25 protein-coding genes are annotated in these 24492 nt (G+C 73.1%); 11 read left to right on the plus strand and 14 right to left on the minus strand.

The window, feature by feature from the left end; all coding sequences use genetic code 11:
• The 7 genes from ACYVJJ_RS03140 to ACYVJJ_RS03170 are packed head-to-tail and all read right to left on the minus strand — an operon-like array spanning position 1 to position 5924.
• Positions 1-2352, minus strand: coding sequence for an MMPL family transporter (locus ACYVJJ_RS03140; RefSeq protein WP_460831040.1), 2352 nt, complete (start codon positions 2350-2352; stop codon positions 1-3).
• Complete coding sequence (locus ACYVJJ_RS03145) at positions 2349-2972, minus strand: LolA-related protein (RefSeq protein ID WP_460831041.1); 624 nt, start codon at positions 2970-2972, stop codon at positions 2349-2351. The genes ACYVJJ_RS03140 and ACYVJJ_RS03145 overlap by 4 nt, the downstream gene beginning before the upstream one ends.
• Positions 2920-3891 carry an LpxL/LpxP family acyltransferase gene (locus ACYVJJ_RS03150; RefSeq protein WP_460831043.1) on the minus strand — a complete coding sequence of 324 codons (972 nt, stop codon included), beginning with the start codon at positions 3889-3891 and terminating at the stop codon, positions 2920-2922. The genes ACYVJJ_RS03145 and ACYVJJ_RS03150 overlap by 53 nt, the downstream gene beginning before the upstream one ends.
• Positions 3888-4175 carry a hypothetical protein gene (locus tag ACYVJJ_RS03155; RefSeq protein WP_460831045.1) on the minus strand — a complete coding sequence of 96 codons (288 nt, stop codon included), beginning with the start codon at positions 4173-4175 and terminating at the stop codon, positions 3888-3890. The genes ACYVJJ_RS03150 and ACYVJJ_RS03155 overlap by 4 nt, the downstream gene beginning before the upstream one ends.
• A 3-nt stretch (positions 4176-4178) precedes the next feature.
• Entirely contained in the window at positions 4179-4952 is a 774-nt protein-coding gene (locus ACYVJJ_RS03160; protein WP_460831047.1) for a lysophospholipid acyltransferase family protein, read from the minus strand.
• A gap of 7 nt (positions 4953-4959) precedes the next feature.
• Positions 4960-5649 (minus strand): COG4648 family protein, encoded by a 690-nt coding sequence (locus tag ACYVJJ_RS03165; protein ID WP_460831048.1) that lies wholly within the window; start codon positions 5647-5649, stop codon positions 4960-4962.
• Positions 5650-5654: 5 nt separating this feature from the next.
• Positions 5655-5924 carry a phosphopantetheine-binding protein gene (locus ACYVJJ_RS03170; protein ID WP_460831050.1) on the minus strand — a complete coding sequence of 90 codons (270 nt, stop codon included), beginning with the start codon at positions 5922-5924 and terminating at the stop codon, positions 5655-5657.
• A gap of 108 nt (positions 5925-6032) precedes the next feature.
• Here ACYVJJ_RS03170 and ACYVJJ_RS03175 point away from each other — a divergent pair, with 108 nt between their 5' ends.
• From ACYVJJ_RS03175 to ACYVJJ_RS03185, 3 genes are read left to right on the plus strand one after another with little or no spacing between them, the layout of a single operon-like run.
• On the plus strand, positions 6033-7376 hold the full coding sequence (locus ACYVJJ_RS03175) for an NAD(P)/FAD-dependent oxidoreductase (RefSeq protein WP_460831051.1): 1344 nt from the start codon (positions 6033-6035) through the stop codon (positions 7374-7376).
• A 2-nt stretch (positions 7377-7378) separates the two neighbouring features.
• Positions 7379-8356 carry a chorismate transformation enzyme, FkbO/Hyg5 family gene (locus ACYVJJ_RS03180; protein ID WP_460831204.1) on the plus strand — a complete coding sequence of 326 codons (978 nt, stop codon included), beginning with the start codon at positions 7379-7381 and terminating at the stop codon, positions 8354-8356.
• A 31-nt stretch (positions 8357-8387) separates the two neighbouring features.
• Positions 8388-8630 (plus strand): hypothetical protein, encoded by a 243-nt coding sequence (locus tag ACYVJJ_RS03185; RefSeq protein ID WP_460831205.1) that lies wholly within the window; start codon positions 8388-8390, stop codon positions 8628-8630.
• 40 nt (positions 8631-8670) lie between these two features.
• Here the strand turns inward: ACYVJJ_RS03185 and ACYVJJ_RS03190 are convergent, their stop codons facing one another.
• The gene (locus ACYVJJ_RS03190; RefSeq protein WP_460831053.1) at positions 8671-10248 is read right to left on the minus strand and encodes a dipeptide ABC transporter ATP-binding protein; all 1578 of its coding nucleotides are present in this window, start codon (positions 10246-10248) and stop codon (positions 8671-8673) included.
• A complete protein-coding gene (locus ACYVJJ_RS03195; RefSeq protein WP_460831054.1) occupies positions 10245-11069 on the minus strand; it encodes an ABC transporter permease in 825 nt (274 codons plus the stop codon). The genes ACYVJJ_RS03190 and ACYVJJ_RS03195 overlap by 4 nt, the downstream gene beginning before the upstream one ends.
• A gap of 119 nt (positions 11070-11188) precedes the next feature.
• On the opposite strand from ACYVJJ_RS03195, the gene ACYVJJ_RS03200 reads away from it, so the two are divergent.
• The 5 genes from ACYVJJ_RS03200 (at position 11189) to ACYVJJ_RS03220 (ending at position 15486) form a co-directional block, all read left to right on the plus strand.
• Complete coding sequence (locus ACYVJJ_RS03200) at positions 11189-11854, plus strand: hypothetical protein (RefSeq protein WP_460831056.1); 666 nt, start codon at positions 11189-11191, stop codon at positions 11852-11854.
• 11 nt (positions 11855-11865) lie between these two features.
• Positions 11866-12924 carry an XVIPCD domain-containing protein gene (locus ACYVJJ_RS03205; protein WP_460831057.1) on the plus strand — a complete coding sequence of 353 codons (1059 nt, stop codon included), beginning with the start codon at positions 11866-11868 and terminating at the stop codon, positions 12922-12924.
• 192 nt (positions 12925-13116) lie between these two features.
• Positions 13117-14109, plus strand: a complete 993-nt coding sequence (hemB, locus tag ACYVJJ_RS03210) for a porphobilinogen synthase (RefSeq protein WP_460831059.1) — start codon at positions 13117-13119, stop codon at positions 14107-14109.
• 205 nt (positions 14110-14314) lie between these two features.
• Positions 14315-15202, plus strand: a complete 888-nt coding sequence (gene aroE / locus ACYVJJ_RS03215; RefSeq protein WP_460831060.1) for a shikimate dehydrogenase — start codon at positions 14315-14317, stop codon at positions 15200-15202.
• A 5-nt stretch (positions 15203-15207) separates the two neighbouring features.
• A complete protein-coding gene (locus ACYVJJ_RS03220; protein WP_460831207.1) occupies positions 15208-15486 on the plus strand; it encodes a YkgJ family cysteine cluster protein in 279 nt (92 codons plus the stop codon).
• Positions 15487-15495: 9 nt separating this feature from the next.
• Here ACYVJJ_RS03220 and ACYVJJ_RS03225 read toward each other — a convergent pair whose 3' ends face one another.
• Positions 15496-15963: a DUF3465 domain-containing protein gene (locus ACYVJJ_RS03225; RefSeq protein WP_460831062.1), complete on the minus strand. Its 468-nt coding sequence runs from the start codon at positions 15961-15963 to the stop codon at positions 15496-15498.
• A 109-nt stretch (positions 15964-16072) separates the two neighbouring features.
• Between ACYVJJ_RS03225 and ACYVJJ_RS03230 the strand changes: the two genes are divergently transcribed.
• Positions 16073-18994, plus strand: coding sequence for a ligand-binding sensor domain-containing diguanylate cyclase (locus ACYVJJ_RS03230; RefSeq protein ID WP_460831064.1), 2922 nt, complete (start codon positions 16073-16075; stop codon positions 18992-18994).
• A 117-nt stretch (positions 18995-19111) separates the two neighbouring features.
• Here ACYVJJ_RS03230 and ACYVJJ_RS03235 read toward each other — a convergent pair whose 3' ends face one another.
• The 3 genes from ACYVJJ_RS03235 to ACYVJJ_RS03245 form a co-directional block, all read right to left on the minus strand.
• Positions 19112-19618 carry a hypothetical protein gene (locus ACYVJJ_RS03235; protein ID WP_460831065.1) on the minus strand — a complete coding sequence of 169 codons (507 nt, stop codon included), beginning with the start codon at positions 19616-19618 and terminating at the stop codon, positions 19112-19114.
• A gap of 199 nt (positions 19619-19817) precedes the next feature.
• On the minus strand, positions 19818-21119 hold the full coding sequence (locus ACYVJJ_RS03240) for an FAD-dependent oxidoreductase (protein ID WP_460831067.1): 1302 nt from the start codon (positions 21117-21119) through the stop codon (positions 19818-19820).
• A gap of 40 nt (positions 21120-21159) precedes the next feature.
• A complete protein-coding gene (locus ACYVJJ_RS03245) occupies positions 21160-21576 on the minus strand; it encodes a hypothetical protein (RefSeq protein WP_460831208.1) in 417 nt (138 codons plus the stop codon).
• A 378-nt stretch (positions 21577-21954) separates the two neighbouring features.
• Here ACYVJJ_RS03245 and ACYVJJ_RS03250 point away from each other — a divergent pair, with 378 nt between their 5' ends.
• Positions 21955-22482: a hypothetical protein gene (locus ACYVJJ_RS03250; protein WP_460831069.1), complete on the plus strand. Its 528-nt coding sequence runs from the start codon at positions 21955-21957 to the stop codon at positions 22480-22482.
• A gap of 28 nt (positions 22483-22510) precedes the next feature.
• On the opposite strand, the gene ACYVJJ_RS03255 is transcribed toward ACYVJJ_RS03250, so the two are convergent.
• Positions 22511-23362 (minus strand): hypothetical protein, encoded by an 852-nt coding sequence (locus ACYVJJ_RS03255; protein WP_460831070.1) that lies wholly within the window; start codon positions 23360-23362, stop codon positions 22511-22513.
• 119 nt (positions 23363-23481) lie between these two features.
• Here ACYVJJ_RS03255 and ACYVJJ_RS03260 point away from each other — a divergent pair, with 119 nt between their 5' ends.
• Positions 23482-24474, plus strand: a complete 993-nt coding sequence (locus ACYVJJ_RS03260; RefSeq protein ID WP_460831072.1) for a transposase — start codon at positions 23482-23484, stop codon at positions 24472-24474.
• Positions 24475-24492: the final 18 nt, after the last annotated feature.

Consider the following 24492-nt stretch of genomic DNA (forward strand, 5'->3'; position numbering starts at 1 on the left):
TCATGCGGTGGCCTCCGCGCTGCGCCCGCGCACGATCAGCAGCGCGAGCAGGAAGTTGGACGTCACGCCGATCGCGACGGTGAGGCCGATCGCGCGCAGCACCGGGATGCTCGACAGGCCGAGCAGCGCGAACACCAGGAACGTGACGAGCGAGCAGACCAGGATCGCGTGCAGCGCGCGCACCTGGTCGTCGGGATCGTCGCCGGCGTGGTCGAAAAACAGCGCGTAGTCGAGGCCGAGCCCGGCCGCGAGGATCAGCGCCACCAAGTGGAACAGGTTGAGCTCCACGCCGGTGCCGCGCAGCACCGCCAGGATCAGTAACGTGGTGAGCGCCATCGGCGCGAGCACGCGCAGCACGCGCCGTGCATCCCGCAGCGCGAAGCCGACGGTCGCGGCGAGCAGCACCGCCGCCACCGCGAGCGCCCACAGCACGCGGCCACGATAGGCCGCGACCAGCGATTCCGATGCGGCCTTCAGGTCGACCAGCTGCGCGCCGTGCGGCGCGACGGCGCGCGCCACCGCGGCCGGCTCGGTCAGCCCGGTGAGCGTGACGAGCGCGGTCGCGCCGTCGCCATGCGCGAGCAGCAGGCCCTCCACGCTGCCGGCGAGCGGCGTGCCGGCAAGGTCGGCCGGTCGCAGCGGCGGCGCGCGGCGCGCACGCTCGACGTCGTCGATGAAACCGGCGAAGGCGTCCGGAACGAAAGGGCTCGCGGCGACGGCGGCATCGAGGTCGCGGGCGAGCGTCCCAGCCGACGGCAGGCGCGCCTGGCGTGCACGCTGCGTCGCGACACTCGGCAGGTAACGCGCCGCGAGTTCGTAGCCGGCGATCGTGCCGCGCGCGCGCAGCGCTTCGAGCACGGGCATCAGCCGCTCGCTCGCCTGCAGCGCGGCTTCGGCGTCGCGCGCGGGCAACGTGACGAGATAGCGCACGTCAGGTGCGCCAAGCTCGCCGCGCAGGCGCGCATCGCGCGCGAGCGCGTCGGCGGGTACCGGCGTGAGGCGCGAGAGGTCGTTCTGCCAGAACGCACCGGGCGCGAGCACGGCGACCGCGAGCAGCACCCCGGCGAGGCCGAGGCCGGCGGCCGGGCCGAGCCGCGGCCAGCGTGCGATGCGGGACCAGGCACGACGCAGGCGCGGCGAGGCCGCGAGATCACGGGCTTCGGGATCGAGCAGCGCCGGCAGCAGGAAGCGCGTGGCGAGCGCGGCGCTGCCGAGGCCGACGATGGTGAACACCGCGAGCTGGCGCAGGCCTTCGACGCCCGAGGCGAGGAACGTCAGGTACGCGATGCACGTCGAGGCCACGCCGGTGCCGAGGGTCGGCCAGAGCGAACGCGCCGTGGCCCAGGGGGAGACGCCCGGGCGGCGGTGGCTGAAGAGATGGATCGGATAGTCCTGCGCGACGCCGATCAGGGTGAAGCCGAAGGCCACCGTGATGCCGTGCACGCCGTCGAACAGCGCCGCCACGGCGGCGAGGCCGGTGAGGCCCGCGGTCGCGAGCGGCAGGCCGCCGAGCAAGGGCGCGCGCCAACTGCGATAGGCGAGCCAGAGCAGCAGCGCGAACAGGATCGAATCGGCGGTGCCGATCAGCGAGGCTTCGCGCTGCGTGCGGCCGGCGACCTCGACCGCGAACGCGCCGGGGCCGGTCAGGTCGAGCCGCGCAGGCGACGCGCCGCGCACCGCCTCGAAGGCCGCCCGGATGTCGCCCACCGCGGCGGCCTGGCCCGTCGGATCGAAGCCGGCGGCGCCGGTCTGCACCGCGAGCAGTGCACGCCGGCCGTCGCGGCTGAACCAGACGCCGTCGATCCGCTGGGGCGTCGCGGCCGGCTCCCACGCTTCGGCCAGGTGCAGCATCTCCAGCGTGGGATCGCGCTCGATCAGCGGCTCGACGAGCGACGCGGCGGGTGAGCCGAGATCGGCGACCCGCGCCTGCAGCGCCTGCGCCAGTGCTTCGCCTTCGAGCCCGCCCGCGGCCGGCCGCGGCGAAAGCAGGTAGCGGTAGGGGCGCAGGCGCTCGGGAATCACCGACAGGTCGGCATCGCCATTGGCGACCAGCGCGATGCGCGGCAGCGTGCGCAGGCGCCGGGCAAGCACGCGCGACTGCGCGGCGAGCTGCGGTGCCGGCGCGCCGTCGATGGCGAGCAGCAGCAGGCGCGCCCCGGGACCCTCGCCGAGTTCGTCGATCAGCAGGCGCTGCTCGGCCGTGCGCGGCGCGGGCATGAACTTGCGCAGGTCGCCGCCGAGATCCAGCGAGCGCGACGCCGCCCAGCCGAGCGCGCCCAGCAGCGCGAGCCAGAGGAGCGCGAGGGCGAGCCTGAGCCGTGGCGACAGGGCGCGCGGGGCGCCCGGCGTCATCGTGCGTCGCCGCGGCAGAGCGCGGCCAGGCCCGGTGCGTCGCTCACGCCGGCCGCGGCCTGCGCGGCGCCGGCGAGCAGCGTGCGCTGCACGTCACCCTTCACCGGCTGCGTCTCGATGCAGCGCAGCTCGGTGCCGCGGCCGTACAGCGAAAGGCCGCGCACGTGCTGCGCCATGCGCGCCTCACGCGGGACCAGGCGCAGCGTCCAGCGCTCGCGCGTGCCCTCGCTGGCGAGGCGGAAATGCCGCTCGAGCTGCACGCGGTCGCCGCTCAGCAGCGCGCCGAAGCCGGCCTGAAGGCCGGCGAGCTCGGGCGCGCGATCGAGCAAATACGTACGCCCGGCCTTGCCGCCCCGCGCGATGGTCACGCTGCCCGCGCGGATTGTGGAGGTCTCGGCATAGGGCACTCGCACCTCGCGCACGAGCACGTCGCGGCTCGGGCGCTGGTACTCGCCCTCCACGCGCAGCGGCTTCTTAAGCAGGCGCGAGCCGCGCAGCTCGACGAACTGCGTGCGCATCGGCGCCGGTCGCGCGAGCTTGCCGAGGATCCAGCCGGTGTCGACCGCCTCAGGCGGCGCGGCGTGGAGCCCCGTCGCGGCCAGCAGCATCGTCAGGAGCATCGGGGCGCGCAGCTGTCGCATCGGAAGACCGCCAGAAATCGAAGAAGTTGAACCAGTTGTAGGGCGCCTGGCGCGCGCGGCGCTCGAGCACGGCGGCGTAGCGGCGCACGCATTCGGCGAGCTGCGCCGCGCGGTTATGCCGCTCGATCGCCAGACCTTCGCTGAACAGCTCGAAGTCGAGGTCGTAGCGGCGCCCGCCGCGGTAGAGCCCGAAGGCGAGCGCGACGGGCGTCTTGAGCATCGCCGCGATCAGCCATGGCGAGGTCGGCATCGATGCGGTGCCGTCGAAGAAGGGCACGTCGGTGATCGCCTCGCCCGGCTGCGCGCGATCGACCAGCAGCGCGACCAGCGCGCCCTCGTCGAGCGCTTCCTTGATCGCGAGCACGATCGACGGGCCGTCCATGCCGGCGTCGATGATGCAGCGCGCGAGCTCGGGATTGAGCGCATCGAGCAACTGCTGCATCGAAGGGTTGTGCGCCTTGTCGAGCACTACGCGGATCTTCGTGCCCGGGCGCTTGGTGCCGAGCACCCGCAGCGCGTCGAAGCTGCCCAGGTGCGAGCCGAACAGCAGCAGGCCCTGGCCGCGGTCGAGGAACCGGTGCACGTGCTCGAGGCCGCTGGTGCGGATGTCGAAGCGGTCGATGCGCCCGGAAAGCAGGAAGACGCGGTCGAGGATCGTCGAGGCGAAGGTGTGGATGTGGCGCGCGACGTCGCCGAGCGTCGCCGGCCGACCGAGCGCCGCGCTGAGGAAGCGTCGCGACGCCGCGCGCTCGGGCGCACGGCGCAACAGGAAGTAGAGCGTGATCGGCAGCAGCAGCGGCCGCGCCAGGCGACGGCCGCCGTACAGGCCGATGTTGCGGATCAGCCACAGCGCGAAGCGCCCGCCGCCCTCGGGACGCTGCTTCCACTGCACGTTCATGCCGATGCTCCGTCGACGAGCTCGCCACTGGCCAGCAGTGTCTCGCCGCGCAGCACGCGGAACCGCCAGCGCGGCGCGGTGCCGTCGAGCTCGATGCGCGCGGGCTCCTCCGGCAGCAGCGGCTGCAGGAACTTCACCTGCGGCAGGCGCAGCGCGCCGAGCGGGCCGTGCACGCGCTCGATCGCCTCGACCACGTGGTCGAGCAGCACCACGCCGGGCACGATCGGCCGGCCCGGGAAATGACCGGGCAGGCTCGGATGCGAGGCGGGCACGACGAAGTCCATCGCTCAGCCCTGCGCCGCGAGCGCGACCACGGCCTCGCGCGCCTGCAGCGCGAGGCGGTCGCGCACTTCGGCGGCACTGCCCTGCGGCAGCTCGATCGGTGCGCCGAAGCGCACGTGGATCGTGCCCGGGCGCACCCGGAAGCCGTGCGGCGGCAGCACGGCGCCGGCGCCGGTCATCGACACCGGTACCACCGGCACGCCGGCGGCGATCGCCACCTGGAACGCGCCGGGCTTGAACTCGCCGATGCGCCCGCCACGGCTGCGCGTGCCCTCCGGGAAAATGCAGAGCGTGTGGCCCGCATTGACGATCGCCGTGGCCGCGCGAAGCGAGCGCACCATCGAGGCGCGGTTGCCGTCGCGCTCGATGAAGCACATGCCCATCGCCTTCGCATAGCGGCCCACGAACGGCATGCGCGTCATTTCCTGCTTGAGCATGAAGCGCAGCGGCACCGGCACCGCATGGAACAGCGCGCAGATGTCGATCACCGACTCGTGCGTGGCGACCAGCACGTAGGTCTTCGACCAGTCGATCGCATCGGCGCCCTCGACCACCACCTTCGCACGGGCACCGATCAGCAGGCCCGGCGACCAAAGCCGCGCGGCCATGCGCAGCGGCACGCGCGCGTCGCGCAGCAGCACGCGCAGGGCGAGCGCGAGGCAGATGCCGCCAGCGGTCCAGACCAGCGTGAAGGCGAGCTGGAACGCGTTCGCGACGGCCCAAGCCATGCGCAGCGGCAGCGGTTCGGCCAGCTCGAGGGTCTCAAGGGGTGCGGACATGAGGGTCTCAGCGCATCACGTCGCGCCAGAAGGCCGGCCCGAGGCGGCTGCAGCGGCGCAGGAATTCGGGAAGGGTGCGATAGGGCCGGTCGGGAAACAGGCGCATGCGCACGAAGTACTCGGCGATGAACACGCCACCGACGATGCCGTAGTTCAGCAGGTTCGCGAACCACGACCACCACAGCTGCGGCACCGCGATCGCCGGCGGATGCCCGAGCCGTGCGAGCAGGCCGTCGGGGACCGCGAAGACGCCCAGCAGCAGGTTCGCGATCGACAGCCCCACCAGCAGCAGCGACCAGAAGCGGGTGAGCCGCCGGGTGTAGCGGCGGATCTCCGGCGTGAGCTGCTCCGCGGGACGCCCCTCGAGTCCCGCGACCACCCGCTGGATCAGCGGAATGCTGCCCGGCCGCAGCGTGCGCGCGAACCACCAGGCGAGCAGGGCGGTGACCAGCACCGGCGGCAGCAGCAGGAGCACGTGCAGGGCCACCGACGACTGCACCTGCCACAGGGCGGCCGCGAGCAGCGCCACCAGCGCCCACGCCCACGGCCGCCCGCGCACCAGCGGCAGGACCAGCAGGATCAGCGCGATGTCGAGGATCGCGAGCGCGGCCAGCCGCGGATCGCGGGTCGCGCTGGCGGCATGCGCGAGCAGCGGATAGGCCGCGCTCAGCACGAGGCGCACGGGCGCCACGTTCATGCCGTTCAGGCCGCGCGGTTCGCCTGCACGTGCTCGGAGAGCGACCGCAGGGAGGCGAAGATGCGGCGGTTCTCGTCGCTGTCGCTGCGCAGCTGGAAGCCGTAGCGCTTGCTGATCGCGAGGGCGAGCTCGAGGGCGTCGATGGAGTCGAGGCCCAGGCCGGCGCCGAACAGCGGCGCTTCCGGATCGATGTCGGCGGCCGTCACCCCGTCGAGGTTCAGGCTCTCGACGAGCAGTTCAGCAAGTTCGGTTTCGGCGGCGGTCTGGGTCGACATCGGGTTTTCCGTGAGACGAGGTTCGGCGAGGATGCGTGGCCGCGACGCCTTCGGGCACTGAATGATTCAGCGGCTGCAGGACGGAGGCGGGCCGGTATCATGCGAGGCATGAACGCTTTGCGAAATTCTGCCACCGATACGCCCGAGGCGTGTGATGTCCTGATCGTCGGCGGTGGGCCGGCCGGCAGCACGGCCGCCACGCTGCTCGCCCGGGCGGGCTGGAAGGTGGTGATGCTCGAGAAGTCGGCGCACCCGCGGTTCCACATCGGCGAGTCGATGCTGCCGATGAACATGCCGATCCTCGAGCGCCTCGGCGTGCTCGACAAGGTACGCGAGATCGCGGTCCTCAAGCGCGGCGCCGACTTCCCGGTCGACGGTGGCCACTACAACGTCTTCGGCTTCGACCGCGCGCTGCGCGACAGCCCCACCTTCGCCTTCCAGGTCGCGCGCGAGCACTTCGACCACGTGCTCTTCGAGCATGCGCGCGAGGCGGGCGTGGACGCGCGCGAGCATTCGAAGGCCGTGCGCATGGAGACGGGCGACGACGGCCGCCCGGCACGCGTGCACGTGCAGGGCCCGGACGGCACCTACGTGCTGCGCCCGCGCATGGTGCTCGACGCGAGCGGACGCGACACCTTCCTCGGCGCCGCGCTCAAGCTCAAGCAGCGCAACCGCCGGCACCAGTCGGCGGCCGTGTTCAGCCACTTCCGCGGCGTCGCGCGACGCCCCGGCGAGGACGGCGGAAACATCACGATCTACCGCCATGCGCACGGCTGGATGTGGTTCATCCCGCTGCCGGACGACGTGATGTCGATCGGTGCAGTGTGCTCGCCCGAATACCTCAAGGAGCGCGGCGGCCAGAGCGAGGCGTTCCTGATGCGCACGATCGCCGGCGTCGACGGTGCCGCCGAGCGCATGGCCGACGCCGAGCGCATCGCGCCGGTGCACGCGACCGGCAACTACACCTATGAATGCAGGCGCATGCATGGCCCGGGCTGGCTGCTGCTCGGCGATGCCTACGCCTTCGTCGACCCGATGTTCTCCTCCGGCGTGTTCCTGGCGATGAACAGCGCCGAGCGCGGCGCGCAGGCGGTCGACGCCGCCCTGCGCGAGCCCGCGCGCGAGCACGCACTCATGCGCGATCTGCAGCGCGTGCTCGACGGTGGCCTCGACGAGTTCAAGTGGTTCATCTACCGCTTCACCTCGCTCACCATGAAGCACCTGTTCGCCAATCCGCGCGACGTCGCGGGCGTGGAGAAGGCGGTGGTGTCGATGCTCGCCGGGGACGTCTTCGAGGCGCCGTCGGTGGTCTGGCGGCTGCGCGTCTTCCGGGTGATCTACGCGCTCACCGCGATCGGCATGCTGCCCGATGCGCTGCGCGGCTGGTGGAGCCGGCGTCGGCAGGCGCGCCTGCGCTTCGACGCCGAGACGCTGCAGCAGGACGCGCGATGAGCATGGCGCTCCCGCAGGCGCAGGTCGCGCCGATGCTGTCGGTGCAGTACGTGCATGCCCCGCTCGACGCGGTGCTCGCCGACGAGCGCGTGCTCGCGGTGATCGGCTTCGGCGAGCGTGCGATGGGCGCGGATCCGCGCGCCCTGCGCGTCGCGCTCGCCCCGCGCGGCGAAGCGCCGCTGGAGGTCTGGCGCGGCGTCGGGCCGGTCGAGGCCGGCTGCGTCGACGGCGTGGCGCATGCGCACGACGGCGCGCTGCTGTTCGCCTCGATGGACGTGCCCGAGGTCGGCGGCGACATCTGCGGCGCCGCCGAGCACGCCTACGCGGCACTCGTACGCCGCACGCGCGAGCTCGGCTATCCGCACCTGCTGCGCGTGTGGAACTACCTGGACGACATCACCCTCGGCGAGGGCGACGACGAGCGCTACAAGCGCTTCTGCGTCGGCCGCGCGCGCGGGCTCGGCCCCGACTTCGCCGCGCGCACGCTGCCGGCCGCCACGGCGATCGGCCGCGTGCAAGGCACCGGCACGCTGCAGGTCTACTGGCTCGCCGCGCGCGAGCCGGGCCTACCGCTGGAGAACCCGCGCCAGGTCAGCGCGTATCGGTATCCGCGGCAATACGGGCCACAGCCGCCGAGCTTCGCCCGCGCGATGCTCGCGCCGGGCGACGTGCCGCTGCTGCTGTCGGGCACCGCCGCGATCTGCGGGCACGAGTCGCGCCACGCCGGCGACGTTCTCGCCCAGCTCGACGAGACGCTCGCGAACATCGATGCGCTGGTCGGGGTGGCCCGCCGGCATCGTGCGTTCGCGGCGAGCCTGGGGGTGGCTTCGCCGCTCAAGGCCTACGTGCGCGACGCGGACGAGCTCGCGACCGTCGACGAAGCACTCGCGGCGCGCCTGCCGCTGGTTCCGCGACTCGTGTTGCAGGCCCGCGTCTGCCGGCGCGAGTTGCGGCTCGAGATCGACGGCTGCCACGGCTGACCCGCGGCGCGATGAGGAGGATGCGATGGGCGTGATCAGTCTCGTGTGGGGAATCGGCGCCTTGCTGGCGATGCTGCTCGGGCTGGTGCCGTTCCTCGGCTGGCTCAACTGGGTGGTGATCCCGTTCGCCGGCATCGGCGTGGTGATCGCGGTGCTGGGTCTGCTGATGTCCTCGGAAGGGGGCCGCGGGCGCGCGAAGGCGGGTCTGCTGCTCGGCGTGGGTGTGATGATCGTCGCGGCGATCCGGCTCAGCCTCGGCGGCGGCATCGTCTAGAGCGCTTCAGCCACGCGCGCAACGTGCGCGCGGTGAAGCCTCAGTTCGCGACCTGCGCGGCCGGCCGTGCCGCGACGAGTGCGCGCGTGTGCGGATGACGCGGCGCGCGCAGCACGTCCTGGATCGAGCCGGTCTCGACGATCCGCCCCGCCTCCATCACCGCGACGCGCTCGGCGACCGCCGCCGCCGCGGCGAGGTCGTGCGTGATGAAGACCAGCGCGAGGCGGCGCTCGCGCTTGAGCCGGGCGAGCAGCGCGAGGATCGCGGCACGATGATGCGCGTCGAGCGCCGACACGGCTTCGTCGCAGAGCAGCAGCGCCGGCTCGAGCGCGAGCGCGCGGGCGATCGCGATGCGCTGCCGCTGCCCGCCCGAGAACGCATGCGGATGGCGATCGAGCGCGGCGGTGTCGAGGCCCACGTCGACGAGCAACTGCGCCGCCGCGTCGCGTCGCGCAGCGCGATCCAGCGCCGGCCGATGGATGCGCAGCGGCTCGCCGACCAGTTCGGCGACGGTCATGCGCGGATCGAGCGAGGCGTAGGGGTCCTGGAAGACCACGCCGATGCGGGCGCGCACGCGGCGCAGTGCGTCGCGCGGCAGTTGCAGCAGGTCGACCGGCGTGCCGCCGTCGTCCAGCTGCACCCGGCCCTGCCCCGCGCGCGCCAGGCGCAGCAGCACGCGACCGAGCGTGCTCTTGCCGCTGCCGCTCTCGCCCACCACGGCCAGGCCTTCGCCGCGATTTAGGACCAGATCGACGCCGGCGAGCGCATCGCGCGGCGCGCGCGGATAACGCAGCCGCAGGTCGCTCGCCGTGAGCAGCGGCGTGCCGTCGCAAGGCGCATCGAGCGCGGTCGCGGCCGGCGTGTCCGCGGCGAGCAGCTCGCGCGTGTAGTCGGCTGCCGGTGCGCTGAAGACGCGCGCGGTCGGGCCGGACTCGACCACGGTACCGCCCCGCAGCACGAGCACGTCCTGCGCATAGGCGCCGACCAGCGGCAGGTCGTGGCTCACCAGCAGCAGCGCGAGATCCTGCTCGCGACGCAGGCTCTCGAGCAGGTCGAGCACGTCGCGCGCGAGGCGCGCATCGAGCGCGGAGGTGGGCTCGTCGGCGATCAGCACCGACGGCGAGGTCGCGAGCGCCAGCGCGATCGCGATGCGCTGGCGCTGGCCACCGGAGAACGCATGCGGATGGCGATGCAGCGCAGCCGCGGGCTCGGGCACCTGCACGCGCTCGAGCAGCGCGCATGCCGCATCGCGTGCCTGCGCTCGCGACAGCGGCCGGTGCGCACGCAGCGTCTCGACGAGCTGCGCGCCGATGCTGCGCAGCGGATGCAGCGCGGCCAGCGGATCCTGCGGTACCCAGCCGAGCACCCGGCCCTGCAGGCGCGCATGCGCGGGCGAGCCCAGCGCGACGTCGGACTGGCGATGCCGCAGCCCACCTCGCATCGCGAGCCCCGCCGGGAGCAGGCCGAGCAGCGCCTGCACGGTCAGGCTCTTGCCGCTGCCGCTCTCGCCGACCAGCGCGAGGCAGCGGCCCGCCGCCAGGGCGAGGTCGAGCGGGCCGAGCAGGCGCCGCGTGCCGGCGTGCACCTCGAGGCCTTCGAGCGCGAGGACTTCGCTCATGCAGGTTGCGGCCGCAGGCGCACGTCGAGCCAGTCGCGCAGGCTGTCGCCGAGCATCTGGAACGCGGCGAGCGTGGCGACGAGCGCGGCCGCCGGCACCAGCAGCGTCCACGGCGCGGCGTCGAGTTCCTGCACGCCCTCGGCGAGCAGCGTGCCCCAGCTCGCGGAGGGCTCGTCGACCGACAGGCCGAGGAAACCCAGGAAGCTTTCGACCAGGATCGCCTGCGGCAGGATCAGGCCGAGGTAGACCATCGCGAGCGGCATCAGGTTTGGCAGCACGTGCCAGCGCAGGCGCTGCGCGAACGTCGCGCCCATCGCCTCGGCGGCGAGCACGAAGGGCGCGGCGCGAAGGCGCGCGGCCTCGCTGCGCATCACGCGGGCGAAGTCGATCCAGACATAGCCCCCCACCGCCGCGAGCAGCAGCCCGAGCGACCGCTCGAACAGCGTGAGCAGCAGGATCACCACGAGCAGGAACGGGATCGCACTGAACACGTCGAGCACGCGCAGCATCGCGCGCTCCACGCGGCCACCCGCCAGGCCGGCGATCGCGCCGTAGGTCAGGCCGATGCCGAGCGCGACGAGGCTCGCGAGCAGGCCGATGCCGAGCGAGAGCCGCCCGCCGGCGAGGGTGCGGGCGAGCACGTCGCGGCCGATCGCATCGGTGCCGGCGAGGTGCCCCGCCGTACCCGGCGCGACCGCGAGCGCCGTCCAGTGCGGACGATGCGGATCGAAGGGCACCAGCGCCGCGCCGAACGTGCAGGCGAGGGCGAGCAGGCCGAGGAGGACAAGGCAGGCGCGGGCGGTGGCCGGGAGGGAGCGCATCGGCTCGCATGCTACCGGCGCGGTCCGCGTCGCACGATGGCGCGGGTGCCCTGCCTTGTCAGCCCGGCGCGCTCCGGCGATCCTTTCCGGGCCGCGGCCTGCGGCGCACAGGACGTGCCATGACCCCGAGCCGGGCCCGAATTCATAGCGTCGTCGACCTGCGCTGGCTGCTCGCGGCCGGCCTCGCGCTCGTGCTCGCGGCCTGCGGCCCGGCGCGCCCCGACGCGCGACCGGCCGCCGACCGCACGGCCGGCCCGATCCCTGTGGTGCGCCCGTTCGCGCTCGAGCGCGCCGGCGCGTCGGCCACGTTCGACGTCGAATTGCCCGACGTGCGCGAGGGCGGGCACCTGCGCTCGGTCTTCATCGGCGTGCGCGCCGTGCACGACCCGCGACAGGCGGACCGGCAGGACATGGGCCGCCGGGTGCTGCGCTATCTGGACCAAGCCGCGATTCCGGTGCGCCTCACCGTGCACCGGGAGGTGGCCGGCGCGTGGCAGCCGGTCACGCTGATGACGATGCGCCTCGACGGCGCCGGGGACGATGCGCGCTATGCCCCGCATCCGGACCCGGTATTCCGCCATCACCGCCCGGCGCACTGGGACGGCAAGGCGCTCATCGACGCCGGCCTCTGGAACGTCGACCTCGCCTACTTCGAGCACGAGTTCGCCGCGCTCGGTGCGTATGAACCGGGCCGTTACCGCATCTCGATCACCACGCTCGAGGCGCACCCGGCGCTCGAGGGCCTGCCGTACGAACTCGTCGTCGCCCACCGTCGACGCTACTAGGACGCTTCCGCATGGATCGCACCACCCGCACCGAACTGGCGGCCGACCGCGCCGCGACCGGCACAGGTCCCTACACGCTGACCGTCTACGCCGCAGCGCCCGGCACCCCGGTGCGCGACGACACCGGGCACGTGCATACCTCCGTCGCGGGACACGTCTACTACAGCGTGAGCGACGGGCGCCGCTCGGACGGCTACGGGTTCTCGCCGATCGAGGGCGGCAGCATCCGCGGCCCGGGCCAGGTGGTGCGCGACGAGCATCTCGCCTACCAGAAGCCGCTCTATGCTCGGACGCTGGAGATCTCCGCCGATCAATACGCGCGCCTTCGCGAGTACGGCGAGTCCGCGATCGCGCGCACGAACAAGGCGTTCGACCTGCAGTACCACGGGGCGAGCAACAGCTGCATCGACTTCACCTGGAAGGCGCTCGAGCAGGCCGGCCTGCGCCGCGAGCTGCAGGTGCTCCCCGGCGTGCGCATCGACCTCCCGCGCGATCATGAGGGCCAGCTCAAGGTGCTCGACAACATCCGCGACTTCGAGCGCCTCGCCCCGCCGATCCCGGGCAGCCCGCACAACCGCGAGCAGCGCCATCCGATGCCCTCGCGCACCCCGCTGCAGTGGCTGCTGAGCGAGAACGAGCGCGACCCGGCGGCGCCGCCGCGCCCCGCGGCCGCACCCGACGACCCGCGCCTGGGCCAGATCCGCGACGCCGTCCACCGCCTCGACGCCGCGCGCGGACGCACGCCCGACGAGGCGAGCGAGCGGCTCGCCGCCGGGCTCTACACCGAGGTGGCGCGCAATCCGGCGATGCGCCGGGTCGACGACGTGGTGCTGAGCACGGCGACGCACGAACACCCCGCGGGACGCATGGCCTTTGCCGTCCACCGGCCGTTCGGCGAGCGCGAACCGGTCTTCCATGCGGGCGTGGACGTGCAGGCGGCGCTCGCGCAGCCGGTCGACGCGCATCACCGCCAGGCCGAGCAGGTGCGCGAGCAGCAGCAGGCGCAGGGCCATGCCCAGGCACAGGGTCGCGAGCACGCCGCACCGCGGCCGCCGATGCACACGGCATAGGCCGGTTACGCGAGCGCCCCTGCACGGATTCCGTCGGGCCGCGCATCCGGCACGCGCCGCGGCGCCCGACAGGGCGGGGCCCGGGGTCATGGCGACGCCGCATGGGCTGTCGGCCCTGACGGTGGATCGCGGGACGTCCCGCGGAACGCGCCCGCCGGCCGGGGCTTCAGCCCTGCCGCGTATCATGGCCGCATGAGCTATCCCTACGTGCGCCCGCGGCGGATGCGTCGCGACGAGTTCTCCCGCCGGCTGATGCGCGAGACGGTCCTCACCGCCAGCGACCTGATCTATCCCGTCTTCGTGCACGAGCTCGCCGGCCGCGCGCCGATCGGCTCGATGCCGGGCGTGGAACGCGTCTCGGTCGACGAGCTGCTGTACCTCGCCGAGCAGGCGAGCGAGCTGCGCGTCCCCGCGCTCGCCCTGTTCCCCGTCACCGCGCCCGAGGCCAAGTCGCTCGACGCGGCGGCCGCCTGGGACGACGAAGGCCTGGTGCAGCGCGCGGTGTTCGCGCTCAAGTCGCGCTTTCCCGAGCTCGGCGTGATCACCGACGTCGCGCTCGATCCGTACACCTCGCACGGGCAGGACGGGCTGATCGACGAGAACGGGTACGTGCTCAACGACGAAACCGTCGACGCGCTGGTCAAGCAGGCCTTGAGCCATGCGCGCGCCGGCGCCGACGTGGTCGCCCCCTCCGACATGATGGACGGCCGCATCGGCGAGATCCGCGCCGCGCTGGAGATGGACGACCACATCCACACCCGCATCCTCGCCTACAGCGCGAAGTACGCGAGCGCCTTCTACGGCCCGTTCCGCGATGCGGTGGGCAGCGCGTCGGCGCTCGGCAAGGCCGACAAGAAGACCTACCAGATGGATCCCGGCAACTCCGACGAGGCGCTGCGCGAGGTCTCGCTGGACCTGGCCGAAGGCGCGGACATGGTGATGATCAAGCCGGGTCTGCCGTACCTCGATATCGTGCGCCGCATCAAGGACGAGTTCGGCGCGCCGACGTTCGTCTACCAGGTGAGCGGCGAGTACGCGATGCTCAAGGCGGCCGCGCAGAACGGCTGGCTCGACGAGAAGAAGTGCGCGCTCGAGGCGCTGACTTCGATCAAGCGCGCCGGCGCCGACGCGGTGCTCACCTATTTCGCGCTCGACGCCGCGCGCTGGCTGCGCGAGGACGGCTGAGCCATGGGATGCGGGGCACTCGCGCCCGGCCGTCGCCGGCCGCGCCGATGCGTAGGGCCCCTGCTGACTGCGGCTGGCGGAGTGCGATGACGTTCCTCGCCGCGCCCCATCGAAGCGGCGTGTCCGACGCATCCAGTGCCGGCGCGCATCGCAACGCATGCCGCGCCGCGCGCGGGGCGCAGACGCGCCCCGGGCAGGCCGCGCCGTGAACTTGCGCTACGCCGTCTTCGGCCATCCCGTCGCGCATTCGCGCTCGCCGCAGATCCATGCGGCGTTCGCCGCGCAGTGCGGTATCGCGCTGGAGTACGTGCGCATCGATGCCGCGCCGGGGGCATTCGCCGCGTCGGTCGAGCGTTTCGGGCGCACGGGCGGGCGCGGCGCCAACGTCACCCTGCCGCACAAGGAGGCCGCCGCAGGCCTGTGCACCTCACGCAGCGCGCGTGCCGAGCGCGCGGGCGCGGTCAATACGCTCGTACGGCTCGACGACGACCACGGCATGCCGCGCTGGCACGGCGACAACACCGATGGCATCGGCCTGGTGCGCGACCTGCGCGACCGCCACGGCTGCGTGCTCGACGGCGCGCGCGTGCTGCTGCTCGGTGCCGGCGGGGCGGCCGCGGGCGTCGCACCGGCGCTGCTCGAGGCGGGCATCGCTCACCTCACGGTGACGAATCGCAGCGCCGGGCGGCTGGCGTCGCTGCGCGCACGCCTCGACGATCCGCGCGTCGACGCGCGGCCGTGGGACGCATCCGGGGCCGCGGGCGACGCGACGTCGTCACCCTCGGCCGAGTGCACCGCCAGGGCGCGCTTCGACCTCGTCATCAACACCACCTCGGCGGCACGCGGCAGCGCGCCGGTCGCCTGGCCGCTGCCGCGCGAGTTTCCATCGGGCTGGACCGCCGTCGACCTCGGCTATGGCGAGGCCGCGCGGGCGTTCCTCGACGCCGCGCGCACGGGCGGCGCCGCGCGCGCGGTCGATGGCCTGGGCATGCTCGTGGAGCAGGCGGCCGAGAGCTTCCGGCTGTGGCACGGCGTGCGGCCCGATACCGCGCCGGTCTACGCCGCGCTGCGCGCGGAGCTGCCGCCGCCGTGAGCACGGTGCGCGACGCCGGGGCCGTACCCGCTTGCCGCCCCGCCTGCGCGGCCTGCTGCATCGCGCCATCGATCAGCTCGCCGATCCCCGGCATGCCGCAGGGCAAGCCGGCCGGCGTGCCCTGCGTGCAGCTCGATGCGACGCTCGGCTGCCGGCTGTTCGGCGATCCGCGGCGGCCCGCGGTCTGCGCCTCGCTGCGGCCGAGCGCCTCGATGTGCGGCGTCGACCGTGCGGCGGCGCTGGCCGGGCTCGCCGCGCTGGAGACGGCGACCGCGCCTAGCTAGCGGCGCGCCTCAGCGATAGGTGCGGCCCTGCCAGCGCAGCCAGCCGCCGGGCCGGCGACCGCGCGGATCCGCATGCGTCCAGTGCACGGTGCCGCCCTTCGGCGTCCAGACGTATTCGCCGCGGAACTCGACGGCGTCGCCACCGGCGAGCCCGTCCAGCCGCGGGGCGATGTCGATGTTGTGGGCGACGAGCAGCGTCGTGCCGTCGTCCAGGCGCAACAGGAAGCGCTGGTGCGCACTGCCGTCGCGGTCGTCGGCGAGGGTGCGCAGCACCCGCCCGCGGCCCTCGACCCAGACGTCGCTCGCGCGGGCACGGGCCGCCTCGGCGACCGGGCGCGCATCGCCGATTCCGGCCGGTGCGGATGCCGGGCCGTGGGGCGGCGGGACCGGCGCGGCCGCACCCGGCGGATCGCGCGCGAGCAGGCCCAGCGCGGCGAGCGCGACGGCGGCGAAGACGGCGGCGGTCCTGGGGTTCATCGGCGGCTCCGGGCGGGCGCCGTCCATCGTAGCGCCCGTCAAGATCAGGGTCCGGCGGTCGATACCGCCTTCCGAGGCCCCCGATCCCGGCGGCCGGGGGACGGGCAGGATGCGAGCGATCGCGACATCGGCGGCGGAACGGGGCAGGCGGCTGCGGCTGCGCGCCTGCGCGGCGCTGTTGCTGGTGCTCGGCCTGGGCCCGGTGGTGGCGCGCGCCGCGCTCACCGACGACTTCCTCGAGACCTGGACCACCCGCGACGGCCTGCCGCACAGCACCGTCAACGTGGTCGAGCAGACGCGCGACGGCTACCTCTGGCTCGCCACGTGGGAGGGCCTGGTCCGCTACAACGGCCGCGACTTCCGCCTGTTCCGCCGCAGCGAGATCCCGGGCCTGCGCGACGACAGCATCCGCGCGCTGCATGTCGGCCCGCACGGCGACCTGTGGGTGGGCAGCGGACGCGGCGGCCTCGTGCGCGGCCGCGACGGCCACTGGACCGCCCTCGCGCCGGTCGAGGGGCTGGTCACCGGCCTGCTCGAGGAGCCCGACGGGCGCCTGTGGGTCGGCACCACCCGCCACGGCGTGGTGCGCATCGAGCCCGACGGCCGCCGGACGGTGATCGATACGGCGCGCGGCCTGCCGAGCAATGCGGTCAACTCGCTGGCACGCGACCGCCGCGGCCGCGTGTGGGTCGGCAGCAGCCAGGGGCTGGCCCGCATCGAGGGCGACCGCGCCGTCGCGGTCGGCACCGGCCTGCCCAAGGGGTCGGCGATGTCGCTGCTGTTCCTGCCGGACGGGCGACTGGTCGTCGGCACCGAACGGGGGCCTTACGTCGGCGATGACGACCGCTTCGTGTCGCTTCATGCCGACATGTCGCGTGATGCGGTGATCCAGATCGTGCGTGATCCCGACGGCACGCTGTGGTTCGGCACCGTGGGCGCCGGCCTCGCGCGGCTGCAGGGCGGAACGCTGGAGCGGCTCGACGTGGGCCAGGGCCTGCCCAACAGTCGCGTGCTCACCCTGCGCCGTGACCGCGAAGGCTCGCTGTGGATCGGCACCAACGGCGGGCTCGTGCGCCTGCGCGCCGCCCCGATCCGCGCCTATACCCGGGCCCATGGCCTGTCCGACGACTTCGTGCGCAGCGTGCTGCCCGCCACCGACGGCCGGGTCTGGATCGGTACCGCGAAGGGCCTCGACGTCTTCGAGCCCGAGGCCGCGCGGGCGCGCACCGTCGGCGTGGGCACGCCGCTGGCCGGTGCGTCGGTGCTGTCGGTCGCGGCCGCGGCGGACGGCGCCGGCATCTGGGTCGGCACCTTCCACGACGGCGCCATGCGCTGGCACGACGGGCGCATCGTCGAGTCGGTGGGGGTCGACGACGGCATGCCCTCGAGCGAGGTGCGGGTGGTGCACGTCGACCGCGCCGCGCGCCTGTGGCTCGGCACCAAGCTCGGCGTGGTGCTGCGCGACCGCGAGGGCCTGCGCGTCTTCGCCACCGCGGACGGGCTGCCGGGCGACTACGTGCAGGCCCTCTACGAGGATCGCGCCGGCACGATCTGGGTCGGCACCAATGCCGGCGCCGGGACGATCGCATCCGGGCGCGCACGCACGCTCGACCTGCGCGGCGCCGGCGATGCGCAGTACGTCTTCGGCTTCGCCGAGCTGCCGGGCGTCGACGGCGTCTGGCTCGCCACCGACCGCGGGCTAGTGCGCGCCACGCGCGACGGGCAGCTCGCGCAGGTCGGCATCGACCGCGGCCTGCCGTTCGAGAAGGTCTTCGCGATCGTGCCGGACGGCCGCGGCGCGGTGTGGATCACCGCGAACGGCGGCATCGCGCGGCTCGCGCAGGCCGACCTCGTCGCGGTGGCCGAAGGGCGCCTGGCGCGCCTGCCCGCGCGCCTGTTCGGGCACAGCGACGGCATGGTCAGCTCGCAGGCCAATGGCGGGTCGAACCCCAGTGCCGGGCTCGGCGCGGACGGCCGGGTCTGGGTCGCGACCGCGCAGGGTGTGGCGCGCATCGCCGCCGGCGCGGTCGGGCGCCGGCTGCCCGCGCTGCCGCCGATCCTGATCGAGGCCTTCGCCGTCGACGGCCGCGCCATGCCCACCACCGGCGAGCCGGTGCTGCCGCCGGGCAGCGACCGCCTCGCCTTCGGCTTCGCCACGCCCGCGCTGGTGAGCGCGCACCGCGTGCGCTACCGCTATCGGCTCGAGGCGCTGGATGCGAACTGGATCGACCTCGGCGAGCGGCGCGAGGTGCAATTCACCCATCTCGACCCGGGCCGCTACGTGCTCGAGCTGCAGGCCTACGTGCCCGGCGAGGCCGCGCGCGCGTCGACGCAGCGCTTCGCCTTCCGCATCGAGCCGCACTGGTGGCAGCAGCGCTGGGTGGTCGCGCTCGCACTGCTGGCCGTCGCGCTCGTGCTCGGCGGCGCCTATGCCACGCGCATGCGCCGCCTGCGCGCGACCGAGCGCCGCCTGCGCGCGCTGGTCGACGAGCGCACGCGCGCGCTGCAGGTGCAGACGCGCATCGCCGAGGAGCTCGCGCGCACCGATGCCCTCACCGCGCTCGCCAACCGCCGCGCGCTCGACGAGGCGCTCGACGTCGCGCTCGCCAATGCGCGGGCGCGCGCCACGCCGGTCTGCCTGCTGCTCGTGGACATCGACCACTTCAAGGCGGTGAACGACGGCCATTCGCATGCCGTCGGCGATCTCGCGCTGCGTGCCGTCGCCGCGATCCTGCAGGCGCAGTCGCGCCAGCACGATCTTGCCGCGCGCTGGGGCGGGGAGGAGTTCGCGCTGCTGCTCGCCGACTGCACCCGCACGCAGGCGCAGGCCGTCGCCGAGCGCGTGCGCAGCGCCATCGAATCGCTCGACTGCGACAGCTTCGCGCCCGGCCTGCGGCTCACCGCGAGCATCGGCATCGCCTGCGAGCCGGGCGACGGCAGCGTCGCCGACCTCATCGCGCGCGCCGACGCCGCGCTCTATCGCGCCAAGCGCGAGGGCCGCAACCGGGTCGAGGACGACGCGCTGGCGTGAGGCCGCGTATGGACCGGCGCGCGTAACGCTCTGCGGCGCCGTCGCGCTGGCGTCGATGCGCCGCAGCTCGAACCCTGCGATGCCGCATTCGTAGCCCGCGCGGTGCGGGCCGATGGATCACTGCGCCAGGTAGTCGCGCACCTGCGGATCGTTGAGCAGCACCATCACGCTCTCGGCGATACAGCCGTTGAGGTCCTGCAGCAGGATGCCGCTGGTGTGCGGCACGGTGCGGCGCAGCGTGCGGCCGTCGCCGAGGCGCGCCTCGAACACCAGCTCGCTGTTCCAGTGGAAGCCCGCGTAGCGGCTCAGCAGTGAGTCCACGCGCAGCTCGACGGTCTTCGCGGACGCGCCATCGACGGGCTGCGCGGCCTTGCGCAGCTCGCGCTCGGTCTGCTCGACCATCAGCTGCGTGATCGCATGCAGGCTCGAGGCGAGCTTGGTGCCGCCGTAGGCATAGACGATGACCGGCCCGTCCGCCGGCTGCGCATTGGCGATGCGGGCATCGCCGCGCACGGGCATCGCGGCGATCAGGCCGTCGCGCAGCGGATATTCGGTCGGCTGGTACGGCAGCGTGCCGCAGCCGGTGAGCGCCAGCGCGACGGCCAGCGAAACGATATAGCGCATCAAGGTTCCCCTGCTTCGCGGAGCGCATCGCGCGGCCGCCGCCGTCCCCACGGCGGCGCGCACGTTAGCACGGCGCGGCCCCGATCCGCGGGCGCGGCGCGGGCATCGGGGATGCATCGGCTGGCCGGTCTGCGTGACTGGCGCCCCGCGCGCGGTGACGCAGCCGGCGACATCGACGCGCATCACGGTGATGCGCGACTCAGTCGGCCGGCGCCGCGAGCGCGTCGGGAATGCGTGGCGCATGCGCCGCGGCGACCGGCGGCCCCATCAGGTCACGGTGGCGTGCGGCATCGGCAGCCTCGAGGAACGCGGCCGGCAGTGGATACGTGCCGAGCCAGCCGCGCCGCGTACCGGTGAGCACACGCAGCATCTGCCCGCGGCCACCGGGCAGGCGCGAAAGCGGATGGAACGTCGCATCGCGAAGCCATGCACCGGCATCCCGGGTCGACTGGAACAGCGGCGTCAGCCAGCGGCTCCACCAGTGGTAGATGCCGACATGCGCGCGGCGCTCGTGTTCATAGGCGGCAAGCGCGGCCGGCAGGTCGCCGTGCATGCGCAGCGCGTCGCGCAGTGCACGTGCATCGAGCAGCGCCATGTTGACGCCCTGCCCCAGCTGCGGGCTCATCGCATGCGCGGCGTCGCCGAGCAGCACGGCGCGGCCGCCGTGCCAGCGCAGGTGCACGGCGTCGCGATAGCGGGCGCGCGCGAGTCCGGCCGGCGCGTCGATGCCCGCAAGCCGTGCAAGCGCCTGCGGCCATACTGCGGCGACGTCGTCGCGCCATTCGTTCGGCGTCATCGGCGCATCGAACGCGTCGACCTGCATGCTCCAGAAGAAGCTGAGCCGCGGCACCGGATCGTCCGGGCGCGTACCGACCGGCAGCATCCCCGCCATGCGCCGCGCACGCACGTAGCGCTGCTCGAGCACGTCGTGCGCGGGCCAGTCGCCAGCAGGCACCAGGCACCACTGCGCACCCCACGGATACGGGCGATCGAGCGACGCGGGCGCGACCTGCGCGCGCAGCTGCGAGGCGCTGCCGTCGGCGATCACGACGAGGTCGAACGCACCGTGCTCGCGGCCCGCATCATCGCGCAGCACGCCGCGCTCGGAATCGACCGACACGATGCGCACGCCGCAGTGCAGGCGTCGCGATTCGGTCCAGGCCGCGTCGAGCAGCGCGAACAGCGCGCCGCGTTGCAGGCCGAGCCCGTAGAGCCGCGCGTCGAGCTCGGCATAGCGCATGTCCATGACGGGCCGCCCCGCCGCAGTCTCGCCGTACAGGCGCGCGATCGGCGCGCCGTGCGCGAGCGCCGCGTCCAGCAGACCGAGCTCCCACAGCACGAGCTGCCCCACCGGCTGCAGCAGGAACCCCGCGCCGACCGGCCCGAGCACCGGCGTGCGCTCGAAGACCTCCACATGATGGCCGTCGCGCGAGAGCAGCACCGCCGCGGCCTGGCCGCCGGTGCCATAGCCCACGATCGCGATCCGTCGACGTGCCTGCATGCGTCCTCCCCGACGCGCAGTGTAGGCCGTGCCTGCCGGCTCAGGCGGAGGGCGGCGCCCGACGCGACGTGGCCTGCACGCCACGCGGGCGACGTCGCGCGTGCGGCGCCGGTGCGTCGTCCGGCACGGGTTCGCCGACGGTCGCATACCACGCGGCGTACGCGGTGTTGCGCGCCATGCGCCGCCCGACGTCCGGCGCGCCGTCGGTCCACCACACGGGCCCGCGCTCGCCGAGTGCGACCTTCGCGGCATCGACGGCCTTGCGCGCAGCACGCAGCGCGTCGGTGTCGTCCTGCGCAAGCGCCGTGCGCACCGCGCGGCGGGCGGCCATGAGCTCGCGTGTCAGGCGCGCCCGCTCGTCCGGCGCGAGCGACGGGTTCGCGCAGCGCCACAGGCGGCCGCGCACCACGAAGTAGCGTCCGTCGGGGGTGGTCGGGTAGCGCATGCGGGCGAGCATCGCGGACATGCGGGCTGCGGGTCGTGAGCGTAGGTGGCCGGACACGTGCCCACGCTCAGCGCCTCGCGGCCCAAGCATCGGTAGGCCGGCGGTTGGCCGACAGTGGGCAGTCGGCAGTCGGCAGTCGGCAGTCGGCAGTCGGCAGTCGGCAGTCGGCGGACCAGCATCGCCACGAAAGCGACGGGCGGCCATGCCCGCCCGTCGCGCACTTACGCCCACCTCCGATCTGCGCTAGCTTCGAACCGGGCGACCGGTCGCCCCGGGTTAACGCGTTTGCCGGCACAATCCGCTCCCCGCTCGGGTCATCGGCCGCGAGCGAATCCGATTTCCGACATGGAGGGGCCGCGAGGCCGTCGGCCACCCCATTCCAGGAATGCCATGACCGCCCGCCCGAACGCCGCCCCCGAACGTTCCGCGCATCCTGCCGACCGCCATCTCGACATCCCCGCCGACTGGCTCGACTTCGGCAGCGATGATCCCCTCGATGCCGAGCGCTGGATCAATGCCTGCGCCGCCTGCGGCGAGGCGCCTCCCCTTGAATTCGCCGACCTGCGCTGGCAGGTCAAGTGCGCCTGCGGCCAGTGCGGCGCGCCCGCGCAACTCAATGCGATCGCCGCGGTGAACTGGAACAAGTCGCCGCTCTCGATCCACCCGCACTACCGCGAGCTGCCGTTCTTCTCGCTCGCCGGCCTCACCATCCCGAAGGCGCGCACCAAGCTGATCGCGGTGCGTGAATACCTCGAGGAACAGAAGCGCCGCTGCGAGCGCCGCATCCGCGCCCGCGAGAACTTCGGCCACCGCTACTTCCAGCGCATCCGCGCGTACCTCGCGTGGACGATCTACGCGCAGGGGCTGGTGCGCGAGGCGGAGATATCGGTGATCGAGCAGGCGTCGCGCAAGCACTGAGCGCGCACTAACCTCGGCCGCGAACTCCTCAGCGAGGGCCCGCCTGTACGGGGATGACCGGGCCGTGCACCACTTCGCGTGCGTTGAGTATCACCCCCGCCGCGCGATCGATGATGTGCAGGTCGGCCTCGATGCTGGCCGTGGTGGCTCGGAAGCTGCCGTCGTGTCGCATGAAGAGCGTGAGAGGTGTCGTGCCGGCAGCGCACTGCTGGCCGTCGTTCCCGAAGCCCTCCGCTGTCGCGTGGTGCGGCGTTCGCTGCACTGCACGTGCATCCACCGCATAGCGCACGGCACGACTGCAGGTCAGCGTGCCCGTCGCCACCAGGTCACCGTACTGGTCGTCGAGATACGTCTTGGCGTCGAGATCGAACGAGAAGGATACGGGCGGCGGTGGCGGCGGATTGATGATCGTGAAACGGCCTCGCAGCGTGGCGGCCCTGGAAAGGCAACGACTCTCGAATGACCCGACCGCACGTTGGACGTATCCATGCGGCCCGAACTCGACCGCCTCGAGCGTAAAGCTCCCCTCGCTCTCGCACGCACGTCCGCCCATGCTGACGTTGAGCTTCGGCACGGATGCAGGCCCGTGGAAGCTCGTGGCGCCGGTGAAGGTGCCGACGCGAAGCAGCTGTCCCTCGGGCGCGGCGAGCTCGACCGAGAAGTAGTCGTAGCCCGAGTGCCATTCCATCCAGAAGCTGCGGCCCGGAGTGAATCCACCGAGCGTGCTGATGCCCGTATCGAACTCGTAGGCCTGCCCCAGGCCGATGAAATCACCGGGCTCGCTCTGCAGCTTCAACGAGTGCTCGGCCCCGGCGGCGACAAGCGGGCTGGCGAGAAGGAGCGCGGCGGCCAGTGTTGCCACGTTCTTACGAAGTTCCATTTCGTTCCCCGGCAGCTGGAGTGGTGTGTATAGGGGCAGAGTACCGCGCCGGCCCGGCTCGGCGTAACTATGCGCCCGACGACTTCGCCGGCCGCCCGGACCCGCGGAGACCACGGCGGTTGCAGTCGCCCCTCGATCGCCTCGCGGATGCGATCGCCGCCGAGAGCGACCTGGCGCTGCGCACGGAGACGGATGGCCTGCAACTCCTCGTCAGTTACCCGTCTGCGATAAGCGCTGCATATCGCACGTGTCGCTCCGCGTCCGCCGACGCCAGGCAGATGTATGGAGCATGCGGCTGCACGGCAAATCGGGTCAGGTTCACTTCCGACGCGTTTTGCGGATTCGACCTACCGATCGGCCAGCCCCGTCCGACGCCGCTGCCCTGCCAGCGCCCCGATCCTGTGCCGATGGCACGCCAACCCCGTCTCGACCTGCCCGGCATCCCGCAGCACATCGTGCAGCGTGGCAACAACCGCCTGCCCTGTTTCCTCGATGACGGCGACCGTTCGCGCTATCGGCACCTGCTCCGCCAAGCGCTGACCGCCACCCGCTGCCAGCTGCATGCGTATGTCCTGATGGACAACCATGTGCACCTGCTGATCACACCGCCCGCGATGGGTGCGATCGGGCAACTGATGCAGAAGCTCGGGCGCCAGTACGTGGGCCAGTTCAACGCCCGGCATCGCCGCACCGGCACGCTGTGGGAGGGCCGCTACAAGTCCTGCCTTGTCGATAGCACGGACTACGTCCTGCGCTGCGTGCGCTACATCGACCTCAACCCCGTCCGTGCACGGATCACCGATGACCCGACCGCGTTCGGCTGGTCGAGCTGTGCTGCCTTGTGCGGGATGCGCGCCGATCCCTTGCTCACGCTGCACCCGGCCCAACGGGCACTTGGTGCGACAGAGCCCGAGCGAGCCGACGCCTACCGCGCTCTCCTCGCCGAAGCCATCAGCGATGAGGAACTCGCCTCGATCCGCCTCTATCTGCAACAGCAACGCGCCTATGGCCGTGACGACTTCCGGGCGATGGTGGAGACCAAGACGCAGCGCTTCGCTGGCGTTAGGCCAGCGCATCGACCGGCACGGCGTCCGGTTGCCACAGCAGGGTAAGCAAACCCGCCTGATTAA

This window comes from Lysobacter humi (ex Lee et al. 2017), assembly GCF_054781815.1.